The sequence below is a fragment of the Psychromarinibacter sediminicola genome (assembly GCF_029168335.1).
GTDB classification, from domain to species: Bacteria; Pseudomonadota; Alphaproteobacteria; order Rhodobacterales; family Rhodobacteraceae; genus Psychromarinibacter; species Psychromarinibacter sediminicola.
The window spans coordinates 22,431-32,597 of the sequence record NZ_JARGYC010000055.1 but is presented as its reverse complement, the minus strand read 5'-3'; the positions used below and the strand labels follow the sequence as shown (position 1 = coordinate 32,597).

The window sequence follows — 10,167 nt, the reverse complement described above, 5'->3', positions numbered from 1 at the left end:
TGCTGACATGAAACATCCTCCTGAACAGGATGAATCACAAACAGTCCCACAAGGGAATCCCCCGCGACTCAGGGTTGCCCCGAAATGCTCTAGGCTGCGCGGCGGCCGCCGGTCAGTCGAAGCTGTAGAGGCCCATCGCGCAATGGCCCGCCTCGCGGCAGTCCGCGCAGCCGGCGCAGTCCGGGGGCGTGGTCGTGGCGGGGGTCGGGGTCTCGGTGTCCGCGGTGTCTTGCGGCGTGGTGTCCTGGGCGGCCTCGGTCATTCGGTGTCTCCCTCGCGTTGCCTGTCGCGGCGCCCTGTTTAGCGGGCCGCGCGGGCGAGCGGTTTGATCCACCTCAAGGCGCGGTCATTCCGCGGCGACGTCGCGGGGCTCTGCCAGGTCGACGATGTCGAACATGATGCGGGTCAGCTCGAAGTCCTTCGGCGTGTAGACGCGGGCGACGCCCATGGCGCGCAGCCGGTCGGCGTCGGCCTCGGGGATGATGCCGCCGGCGACGACGGGGATATGCGCGAGGCCCGCGTCGCGGAGCCGGTCCATCAGGGTGGCGATCAGCGGGATGTGGCTGCCCGACAGGATCGACAGGCCGATGACGTGGGGGGCGTCCTGCTGCGCCGCGGCGGTGATCTCGGCCGGGGTGAGGCGGATGCCCTCGTAGGAGATGTCCATGCCGCTGTCGCGGGCGCGGGCGGCGATCTGTTCGGCGCCGTTGGAGTGGCCGTCGAGGCCGGGCTTGGCCACGAGGAACGTCAGGCGGCGGCCGAGGCGGTCGGAGACGGCGTCGACCGCGGCGCGGATGTCGTCCAGCCCTTCGGTGCGGTTCGACGGCGCGGGCGAGACACCGGTGGGCGCGCGATACTGGCCGAAGGCGGCGCGGACCATGTCGCCCCATTCGCCGGTGGTGGCGCCGGCTTTCGCGGCGGCGATGGACGGGGGCATGATGTTTTCGCCTGAACGTGCGGCGCGGGCCAGCTCTTCAAGCGCGGCTTGCACCGCGCTTTCATCGCGGGTTGCGCGCCAGTCGGCCAGGCGGGCGATCTGGTCGGCCTCGGCCTTCGGGTCGGCGGTCATGATCGCCTCGGGGCCGGAGGTCAGCGGCGAGGGCTCGGCGCTGGTATAGCGGTTGACGCCGATGACGGGGGTTTCGCCGGATTCGATCCGGGCGATGCGGGCGGCGTTGGCCTCGACCAGCTGGCGCTTCATGTGCTCGATGGCGTCGACGGCGCCGCCCATGGCGTCGATCCGGGCGAGTTCCTGGCGGGCGCCGTCCTTGACGGATTCCACCTTGGCGGTGACGGCGGGGTTGCCGTCGAACAGGTCGGCGTATTCCAGCAGGTCGGTCTCGTAGGCGAGGATTTGCTGCATGCGGAGCGACCATTGCTGGTCCCAGGGGCGCGGCAGGCCCAGCGCCTCGTTCCAGGCGGGCAGCTGGACGGCGCGGGCGCGGGCATTCTTCGACAGCGTCACGGCCAGCGTTTCCAGGAGGATGCGGTAGACGTTGTTCTCCGGCTGCTGCTCGGTCAGGCCGAGGGAATTGACCTGCACGCCGTAGCGGAAGCGGCGGAATTTCGGATCCTCGACGCCGTAACGGTCGCGGGTGATCTCGTCCCAGAGCTCGCAGAAGGCGCGCATCTTGCACATCTCGGTGACGAAGCGGATGCCGGCGTTCACGAAGAACGAGATGCGGCCGATCATGGCGGGGAAGTCCTGGCTGTCGACCTTGGTTTGCAGGTCGTCGAGGACGGCGGTGGCGGTGGCCAGCGCGAAGGCGAGTTCCTGTTCCGGCGTCGCGCCGGCCTCCTGCAGGTGGTAGGAACAGACGTTCATCGGGTTCCATTTCGGCAGGTGTTCGCGCGTGTAGGCGGCGACGTCGGTGATCATGCGCAGGGACGGCTTCGGCGGGCAGATATAGGTGCCGCGCGAGAGGTATTCCTTGATGATGTCGTTCTGGACGGTGCCCTGCAGGGCCGCGACGTCGGCGCCCTGCTCCTCGGCCACGGCGATGTAGAGCGCCAGCAGCCACGGGGCGGTGGCGTTGATCGTCATCGAGGTGTTCATGCGGTCGAGGGGGATCCGGTCGAACAGGGCGCGCATGTCGCCCAGGTGGCTGACCGGGACGCCGACCTTGCCGACCTCGCCCTTGGCCAGTTCGTGGTCGGAATCGTAGCCCGTCTGCGTGGGCAGGTCGAAGGCCACGGACAGCCCCGTCTGCCCCTTTTCCAGGTTTGAGCGGTAGAGCGCGTTCGACGCTGCAGCGGTGGAATGGCCCGCATAGGTGCGGAACAGCCAGGGGCGGTCTTTCGGCGTCTCGGTCATGGCGGCCTTTCGCGAATCCGGTGCGCAACAAAATTACATCATGACGTGGATACGTGGAACAATGCTGCCATGTCAATGCGCCGCGCTGCGGCAATTCCAGGGGCCGGCGCCCAAAAATGAAGCGCCCGCCCCGTGCTGGGGACGGACGCCTTCGCCGTGTCGGTGAAAAAGACCGCGGCCTACGGCACGCTTTCCGCGCCCTCGTCGACCGAGGAGACCTGCCGCGCGATGTAGAGCTGATCGCCGATCATCTCCATCAGGTCGAACTGTTCCTCGACGAAGTCGATATGCTCTTCCTCGTCCTTCAAGATGCGCATGAACAGCTCGAAGGTGCCCAGATCGCCGGCCTCCTGGCATTCGCGCGCGGCCTTGTCATAATACTCGCGCGCCTCCAGCTCCATCTTCTGCTGGGTCTCGAAGATGTGGCGCACGCTTTTCGGCGGCTCGATCTTGTCGAGCGTCTGCACGTCGGCCTCGCCTTCGAGGAACAGAAGGCGCGTCAGGAAGGCGGTGGCGTGCTCCCGCTCTTCGCCGATCTCCTCGGTCATCCGGGCGGCGAGGCGGTCGATGCCCCAGTCGTCGAGCTGACGCTCCTGGTAGAGGTAGGTGTTGACGGTCGTCAGCTCCATCGTCAGCGCGCGCTGCAGGTGCTTCAGAGATACTTCGGGACCTTTCATGGTGTCTCGCCCTTTCCCTTGGTCAGTGTAATCGAACGGGGTTTAACGTCCGAAAGCGGCCCTGCGTTCCCTTTCGGCCGGCGGCAGGCTGTCGCAGGTCGGAAAAACATGTATCGAGGCGGTGATGCTTCGAACCGTTGAACTCCCGCTCTGGCTGCTGCTGCTGATCCTCGGCTTTGCCGTGGTGACCTTCCTGTCGCATTTCCTGTTCCCCTCGGTGCGCTGGTTCTTCCGCCGGCGGATGGAGCGGGCGGTGGCCGAGCTGAACAAGCGGCTGGACCGGCCGATCGAGCCGTTCAAGCTGGCCCGCCGGCACGACACCGTGCAGCGACTGGTCTACGACGCCGAGGTGCTGAAGGCGGTGACCGAGCATGCCGAGGAAGAGGGCGTGCCGGAGAACGTGGCGATGGAGCGAGCGCGGCGCTATGCGCGCGAGATCGTGCCGTCCTTCTCGGCCATGGTCTATTTCCGGATCGCGACCCGAGCGGCGCGGTGGCTGAGCGAGAAGCTCTACGACGTGGCCGTGGACGTGCCGGGCGAAGGGCTGCGCGACATCGACCCGGGCGCGACGGTGATCTTCGTGATGAATCACCGCTCGAACATGGATTACGTGCTGATCACCTATCTCGTGGCCGAACGCACCACGCTGTCCTACGCGGTGGGGGAATGGGCGCGGGTCTGGCCGCTGTCCTGGCTGATCCGGTCGATGGGCGCCTATTTCATCCGCCGCCGGTCGCGCAACGCGCTCTATCGTCGGGTGCTGGCGCGGTATGTGCAGCTGGCCACAGAGAGCGGCGTGACGCAGGCGTTCTTCCCCGAGGGCGGGCTGAGCCTCGACGGCCGGGTGGGGCCGCCGAAGCTGGGGCTGCTGAGCTATGTGCTGAGCGGGTTCGACCCCGAGGCCGGGCGCGACGTGGTCTTCGTGCCGGTGGCGCTGAACTACGACCGGGTTCTGGAGGACCGGGTGCTGACGCGCGCGGCGGAGGCGGGCGAGCGGCGGTTCCGGGCGTCGGTGCCCGGGGTTGTCTGGTTCGTGATCCGCTACGTCTGGCGGCGCTGGCGCGGCCGGGCGGTGCGGTTCGGGCAGGCCGGCGTACGGTTCGGCACGCCCCTGTCGCTGCACGGCTTCGTCGCGGACGAGGGGCGGGCGGAGCCGAGAGAGGTGGCCCGGGCGCTGATGGAGCGCATCCGCGCGGTGGTGCCTGTTCTGGCGGTCCCGCTGGTGGCGCGGCTGGTGCAGCGGGCGGGCGGCCGGGTGTCCCGGGCGGCGCTGGTGGCACAGGCGCAGGCGGTTCTCGACGGCGACGCGGCCGCCCTGGTGGAGCGCGATGCGGAGGCGGTCGTGGCGACGGGGCTGGCCGGGCTGACCTCGCGCGGGGTGCTGGTGGAGCAGGGCGACATGGTGGAGGCGTCGCCGGAGCAGGCGGCGCTTCTGGAGTATTACGCGGCCACGATGGCGGGGCATCCGGGGATGGAGGTGGCCGATGCGGAATCCGCGACGACATAAAATTACAAAATCCTGTATGAAACTATTGCAAAGTTGCGCGACCATCTCTATCCGATAGGGAACGGCGCCGCGATTCTGCGGCGCAGCAGAGAAGGAGAGCGCATGATGGCCCTGGACAGCAACCCGGCCCCGGCCGGCTACGACGCGCCCGAGAAGGACCTGTACGAGGTGGGCGAAATCCCCCCGATGGGATACGTGCCGCCGAAGATGTACGCTTGGGCGATCCGGCGCGAGCGGCACGGCGAGCCCGAGCAGTCGATGCAGGTCGAGGTCGTAGACACGCCCGCGCTGGACAGCCACGAGGTGCTGGTTCTGGTGATGGCCGCGGGCGTGAACTACAACGGCGTCTGGGCCGGGCTGGGGCAGCCGATCTCGCCCTTCGACGTCCACAAGGCGGAGTATCACATCGCGGGGTCCGATGCCTCGGGGATCGTCTGGGCCGTCGGCGACAAGGTGAAGCGCTGGAAGGTGGGCGACGAGGTCGTGATCCACTGTAACCAGGACGACGGCGACGACGAGGAGTGCAACGGCGGCGACCCGATGTTTTCCCCGTCGCAGCGGATCTGGGGCTACGAGACGCCCGACGGGTCGTTTGCCCAGTTCACCCGCGTACAGGCGCAGCAGCTGATGCCCCGGCCGAAGCATCTGAGCTGGGAGGAGTCGGCGTGCTACACGCTGACTTTGGCGACGGCCTACCGGATGCTGTTCGGCCACCACCCGCACGAGTTGAAGCCCGGGCAGAACGTCCTGGTCTGGGGCGCGTCGGGGGGCCTCGGCTCCTTCGCGATCCAGCTGATCAACACCGCGGGCGGCAACGCGATCGGCGTGATCTCGGAAGAGGACAAGCGCGACTTCGTGATGAGCCTGGGCGCCAAGGGGGTCATCAACCGCAAGGACTTCGACTGCTGGGGCCAGCTGCCGAAGGTGAACACGCCGGAATACAAGGAATGGTTCGCCGAGGTGCGCAAGTTCGGCAAGGCGATCTGGGAGATCACCGGCAAGGGCAACAATGTCGACATGGTGTTCGAGCATCCGGGCGAGGCGACCTTCCCGGTGTCGACCTTCGTGGTGAAGAAGGGCGGCATGGTGGTGATCTGCGCCGGGACCACGGGCTACAACCTGACGATGGACGCGCGCTATGTCTGGATGCATCAGAAGCGTATCCAGGGGTCGCATTTCGCGCATCTGAAGCAGGCGGCGGCGGCCAACAAGCTGATGGTGGAGCGGCGGATCGACCCGTGCATGTCCGAGGTGTTCCCCTGGGCCGAGATCCCGGCGGCGCATACCAAGATGCTGCGGAACCAGCACAAGCCCGGCAACATGGCGGTGCTGGTGCAGGCGCCGAAGACGGGGCTCAGGACGCTGGAGGACGTGCTGGAGGCGAGCCTCTACCGCTGACACCCGGGAACCCGAAACAATGCCGGCGGTCCGGGCGGATCGTCGGCATTATTCTATTGAATTTTATTCGAATTCAGAACCTCAACCGCATGTTAATCATCCCCTCCCCATTTTCGGGGAGTACCAAAACGCGAATGGATCGGCGTATCCTTAAAGTGGTATGCTTGTCTTAACTTCCCGTTAACCTTTACGAAGGAGAGTTTGCCATGGCAAATGACTGGATACTCGACGTGCTGGCGGATCTGAGAGCCTTTGCCAGGAAGAACGGGCTCTCTCAAACCGCCGAGCAACTCGACGACGCGACGCTGATCGCGGCCGTGGAGCTCGCGTCGGAGAAGGGGAGGGCGCCGGACAGGCCGGCGAAGCATGCAGGGACGGCTGGACTCGCTTATTGAAGGACTGCAGAACGTCAGGGATCTCGACGCCCTACAGACCGAAATCAAGGACCTGCGCGCGCTGTTCGACGTCGAGCATGTCACCTATCACTCGGTCAACGGAACCGAACACGGCTATGCGGCGACGACCTATTCGCTCGACTGGTCGGATCAGTACTTCTCCGAAGACTATGCGCGGATCGACCCGGTGGTGCAGGGATGCTTCCGCCGGTTCCATCCCGTGGACTGGCGGCGGCTGGACTGGTCGGGCAAGGTGGCGCGCGACTTCATGGGCGAGGCGCGGGCGAACGGCGTCGGCAACCAGGGCTTCTCGATCCCGATTCGCGGGCCGTCGGGACAGTTCGCCCTGTTTACCATTTCCGACGCGCGCACCGATTCGGCGTGGGAGAAGTTCACCGAGGCGCATACCCGCGACCTGATCCTCGCGGCGCATTTCATCAACCAGCGCGCGCTGGAGATCGAGCGCGGGTCGGACGAGGCGCGCCTGCAAAGCCTCAGCCCCCGCGAGATCGACGTTTGCACTTTGCTGGCAATGGGTTACAGCCGCGCGCAGGCGGCGGGGTCGCTGCAGATCAGCGAGCATACGCTGCGCGTCTACGTCGAAAGCGCGCGCTTCAAGCTGGGCGCGACAAACACGATCCACGCGGTCGCGAAGGCGCTGACGATGGGCCTCCTGGTCGTGTAAACGAAGCCACCGCACTGTGGATTGAATTAAGGTAAACGGCGTTCGGCGGACGCTGCCCCTCGACATTCAGCGAGGAGGCCACCCCCGATGCTCCGTTACGTCTATGGCGAAGACCTGGGCAAATTCCCCACCCTGCGCGACAGCATGTTCGCCCATCGCGCGGCGCAGTTCCGCGACCGATTGGGCTGGGACGTCGCGGTGGATGCCAATGGCCACGAGCGCGACCGCTACGACGCGATGAACCCGCTCTACGTGATCTGGCAGCGGCCCGACGGCAGCCATGGCGGCTCGATGCGGTTCCTGCCGACCACCGGCGACACCATGGTCAACGATCACTTCCGCCATCTGGCCGGGGCCGAAATCCGGCATCCGCTGATCTGGGAATGCACCCGCTTCTGCCAGGCGCCCGATGCCGAGGCGCGGATCTCCTCGGGGCTGATGCTGGGCGCGCTGGAGGTGGGGCTGAACTTCCACCTCACCGACCTCGTCGGCGTATTCGATGCGCGGATGGTCCGGATCTACCGCCGGCTCGGCTGGGAGCCGACGATCCTGGGCCGCCAGGGCCGGGGGCGCGCGGCGCTCAGCGTCGGTCTCTGGACCTGCACGGACGAGACGCGGCCGGGCCTTCTGGACAAGGCGCTTGTCTCGGCGGCGTTCAGCCAGGCGTGGTTCGACGACTCCTTCGGCGCGCTGCCGCGGCGGATGGCGGCCGCCGGCTGAGCGCGGCCGCCCCCCTGTCCGGCCGCATCCGGTCAGCTCCCGCGCCCCGGCATGAGCGGCGCACCGCCCCCCTGCTTCTTCTCGTTCCAAATACGCCCGCCGGAGGCACGAAACTTCCCCCGCGAATCCGATTCCCCCTGCGCGCCGTCTGGCATAGGGTCGGCGCATGGCGCTGCCCGCACTGCAATTCTCCGACGACCAGGCCGAAGCCTATGACAGCGTCACCGAGATGCTGCAGGGCGCCGGCGTGGACCTTGTCGAGGGCGCGCTGACGCCGATGGCCGAGGGGCGGCAGAGCGTGTCGGCCATCATCGGCAAGGCCGGCTCGGGCAAGACCATGCTTCTGGCGCAGCTGACCGAGGCGCTGCAGGAGGCGGGCGTCGAGGTCGTCTCGGGCGACTGGGAGGGGCGGCGGCGCAAGGAGCGGCGCACGCTGGCGATCCTGGCGCCGACCAACAAGGCGGCGAGCGTGCTGCGCAGCCGCGGCGTGCCGGCGACGACGATCCACCGGATTCTCTACACGCCGGTCTACGACCCCGAATACGAGAAGATCGCCGAGTGGCTGGCCGGCAACGGCGAGCGGCCGGAGATCGAGGATCTGACCGATGCCGCGCTGGACCGGGCGCGGGCGTTCTACCAGACCCACAAGTCGATCCCGGGGGCGTTGGCCGCCGCCGGCTTGCGGGGGTCGGATTTCATCAAGGGCTGGAAGCGGCGCGACGATCCGCTGGATGTCGGCTTCGTCGACGAGGCGTCGATGCTGGACGACCGGCTCTACGACGACCTGAAGGAGATCTTCCCGACGCTTCTGCTGTTCGGCGACCCGGCGCAGCTGGCACCGGTGGGCCAGTCGGGCGAGATGGTGTTCGACCGGTTCTCGGGCAAGCGCAAGCTGGAGCTGTCGCGCATCCACCGGCAGGCGCGGGACAATCCCATTCTCGATCTCGCCCATGCCCTGGCGGACGAGAGCGTCGGTTTCGAGGCGTTCGAGCGGATGGTCGAGGAGGCGGCGGCAAAGGACGACCGGGTGGTCGTGGCGCCGCGGGTGGACTCGGGGCTGATGGCGCGCTCGCCGGTGCTGGTGTGGCGCAACAAGACGCGCGTGCGGCTGATCACGGCGTTCCGGGCGGCCTATGGCGCGCCGGGGGATGCGCTTCTGGAGGGCGAGCCGCTGATCTGCGACGGGATCGAGCTGCCGCTGAAGCATCGCAAGAAGCGCATCGACCTGGAGGCGCGCGGGCTGATCAAGGGGGCGCAGGTGATCTATCTGGGCCCCGGGCGCAAGCCGGGCTTCTCGCGGCTGCACGTGATCGGGGCGGAGGATCCGCAGATCTCGGCCGCCTCGATCATCAAGATCGAAACGCCCGAGGAGGACGAGCCGTTCATCGCCTCGGCGGCGCGGATGGGCGCGGCGTTCCTGCACGGCGCGGCGGTGACGATCCACAAGGCGCAAGGCTCGCAGTGGCCGGAGGTGCAGGTCTTCGCGCCGGACATCTGGGCGGCGGCGCAGTCGGGGCGGATGGAGGCGGGCCTGCCGCTCTGGAAGCGGCTGGCCTATGTTGCGATCACGCGGGCGCAGGAGCGTCTTTACTGGGTGACGCGCTATCGGCTGGCGCGGCCGACAGAGGCGCTGACGACATCCGATCTGAAAGCGCCGGCGAAGGCGCTGGAATTGCAGGGCGAAGAGGAGGAGACATGAGCGGGACGATCATCATCACCGGGGCGACCTCCGGGATCGGGCGGGCCACGGCGGAGCTGTTCGCCGAGAAGGGCTGGGTCGTGGGCGCGGTGGCGCGGCGGGCCGATGTGCTGGACGAGATGGCGATGGCGCACGACCATATGGTGCCGCTGGCCGCCGACGTGTCGGACCCGGCGGCGGTGGAGGCGGCGGTGTCGCGCTTCGTCTCCAGCGCCGGGCGGCTGGACGTGCTGTTCAACAATGCCGGCATGTTCGGGGCGGCGGAGTATATCGACGAATTGTCGCTGGAGACCTGGGACAAGGTGGTCAGCGTGAACCTGCACGGCATGTTCCTGATGGCGCGGGCGGCCTTCGGGCAGATGCGGCGGCAGGATCCGCGCGGCGGGCGGATCATCAACAACGGGTCGATCTCGGCGCATGTGCCGCGGCCGAAATCGGTGGCCTACACCACGACGAAACACGCGATCACCGGGCTGACCAAGGCGCTGAGCCTGGACGGGCGCGAGCTGGACATCGGCTGCGGGCAGATCGACATCGGCAACGCGCGCACCCCGATGGTCGAGGCACAGCACGAGCGGGCGCGGGCGGCGGGCGAGGTGCCGGACGCCTCGATGGACGTGTCGAACGTGACCGAGGCGGTCCATTTCATGGCGACCCGGCCGCTGGACGCGAACGTGCAGTTCATGACGGTGATGGCGCGCGAGATGCCCTTTATCGGGCGCGGCTGACAGGGCCGCGCTTTTCCGGGCGCGCCCGCCCACCCACCCCGCGC

At 67.7% G+C, this 10,167-nt stretch carries 10 protein-coding genes; 7 read left to right on the top strand and 3 right to left on the bottom strand.

What is annotated here, in order from left to right:
- Nucleotides 1-112: 112 nt before the first annotated feature.
- The 3 genes from P1J78_RS17865 to P1J78_RS17855 form a co-directional block, all read right to left on the bottom strand.
- Nucleotides 113-262 carry a hypothetical protein gene (locus P1J78_RS17865; protein ID WP_275568742.1) on the bottom strand — a complete coding sequence of 50 codons (150 nt, stop codon included), beginning with the start codon at nucleotides 260-262 and terminating at the stop codon, nucleotides 113-115.
- An 84-nt stretch (nucleotides 263-346) separates the two neighbouring features.
- The gene (locus P1J78_RS17860; RefSeq protein WP_275568741.1) at nucleotides 347-2,314 is read right to left on the bottom strand and encodes an ethylmalonyl-CoA mutase; all 1,968 of its coding nucleotides are present in this window, start codon (nucleotides 2,312-2,314) and stop codon (nucleotides 347-349) included.
- A gap of 179 nt (nucleotides 2,315-2,493) precedes the next feature.
- Complete coding sequence (locus tag P1J78_RS17855; protein WP_275568740.1) at nucleotides 2,494-2,991, bottom strand: ferritin-like domain-containing protein; 498 nt, start codon at nucleotides 2,989-2,991, stop codon at nucleotides 2,494-2,496.
- A gap of 124 nt (nucleotides 2,992-3,115) precedes the next feature.
- On the opposite strand from P1J78_RS17855, the gene P1J78_RS17850 reads away from it, so the two are divergent.
- The 7 genes from P1J78_RS17850 (at nucleotide 3,116) to P1J78_RS17820 (ending at nucleotide 10,123) form a co-directional block, all read left to right on the top strand.
- Nucleotides 3,116-4,498 carry a 1-acyl-sn-glycerol-3-phosphate acyltransferase gene (locus tag P1J78_RS17850; protein WP_275568739.1) on the top strand — a complete coding sequence of 461 codons (1,383 nt, stop codon included), beginning with the start codon at nucleotides 3,116-3,118 and terminating at the stop codon, nucleotides 4,496-4,498.
- A gap of 105 nt (nucleotides 4,499-4,603) precedes the next feature.
- Nucleotides 4,604-5,896, top strand: a complete 1,293-nt coding sequence (gene ccrA / locus P1J78_RS17845; RefSeq protein ID WP_275568738.1) for a crotonyl-CoA carboxylase/reductase — start codon at nucleotides 4,604-4,606, stop codon at nucleotides 5,894-5,896.
- A gap of 206 nt (nucleotides 5,897-6,102) precedes the next feature.
- Nucleotides 6,103-6,291, top strand: a complete 189-nt coding sequence (locus P1J78_RS17840; protein WP_275568737.1) for a hypothetical protein — start codon at nucleotides 6,103-6,105, stop codon at nucleotides 6,289-6,291.
- Entirely contained in the window at nucleotides 6,263-6,976 is a 714-nt protein-coding gene (locus P1J78_RS17835; RefSeq protein WP_275568736.1) for a helix-turn-helix transcriptional regulator, read from the top strand. Before P1J78_RS17840 ends, P1J78_RS17835 begins: the two co-directional genes overlap by 29 nt.
- 87 nt (nucleotides 6,977-7,063) lie before the next feature.
- A complete protein-coding gene (locus P1J78_RS17830) occupies nucleotides 7,064-7,696 on the top strand; it encodes an acyl-homoserine-lactone synthase (RefSeq protein WP_275568735.1) in 633 nt (210 codons plus the stop codon).
- Between the two features lie 166 nt (nucleotides 7,697-7,862).
- Entirely contained in the window at nucleotides 7,863-9,395 is a 1,533-nt protein-coding gene (locus P1J78_RS17825; RefSeq protein WP_275568734.1) for an ATP-dependent DNA helicase, read from the top strand.
- Nucleotides 9,392-10,123, top strand: a complete 732-nt coding sequence (locus tag P1J78_RS17820; RefSeq protein ID WP_275568733.1) for an SDR family oxidoreductase — start codon at nucleotides 9,392-9,394, stop codon at nucleotides 10,121-10,123. Before P1J78_RS17825 ends, P1J78_RS17820 begins: the two co-directional genes overlap by 4 nt.
- Nucleotides 10,124-10,167: the final 44 nt, after the last annotated feature.

What these genes read in the sequence shown, in the direction of transcription:
- P1J78_RS17865 (WP_275568742.1), bottom strand. Translation starts at nt 262, where the DNA reads ATGACCGAGGCCGCCCAGGACACCACGCCGCAAGACACCGCGGACACC.
- P1J78_RS17860 (WP_275568741.1), bottom strand. Translation starts at nt 2,314, where the DNA reads ATGACCGAGACGCCGAAAGACCGCCCCTGGCTGTTCCGCACCTATGCG.
- P1J78_RS17855 (WP_275568740.1), bottom strand. Translation starts at nt 2,991, where the DNA reads ATGAAAGGTCCCGAAGTATCTCTGAAGCACCTGCAGCGCGCGCTGACG.
- P1J78_RS17850 (WP_275568739.1), top strand. Translation starts at nt 3,116, where the DNA reads ATGCTTCGAACCGTTGAACTCCCGCTCTGGCTGCTGCTGCTGATCCTC.
- ccrA (WP_275568738.1), top strand. Translation starts at nt 4,604, where the DNA reads ATGGCCCTGGACAGCAACCCGGCCCCGGCCGGCTACGACGCGCCCGAG.
- P1J78_RS17840 (WP_275568737.1), top strand. Translation starts at nt 6,103, where the DNA reads ATGGCAAATGACTGGATACTCGACGTGCTGGCGGATCTGAGAGCCTTT.
- P1J78_RS17835 (WP_275568736.1), top strand. Translation starts at nt 6,263, where the DNA reads ATGCAGGGACGGCTGGACTCGCTTATTGAAGGACTGCAGAACGTCAGG.
- P1J78_RS17830 (WP_275568735.1), top strand. Translation starts at nt 7,064, where the DNA reads ATGCTCCGTTACGTCTATGGCGAAGACCTGGGCAAATTCCCCACCCTG.
- P1J78_RS17825 (WP_275568734.1), top strand. Translation starts at nt 7,863, where the DNA reads ATGGCGCTGCCCGCACTGCAATTCTCCGACGACCAGGCCGAAGCCTAT.
- P1J78_RS17820 (WP_275568733.1), top strand. Translation starts at nt 9,392, where the DNA reads ATGAGCGGGACGATCATCATCACCGGGGCGACCTCCGGGATCGGGCGG.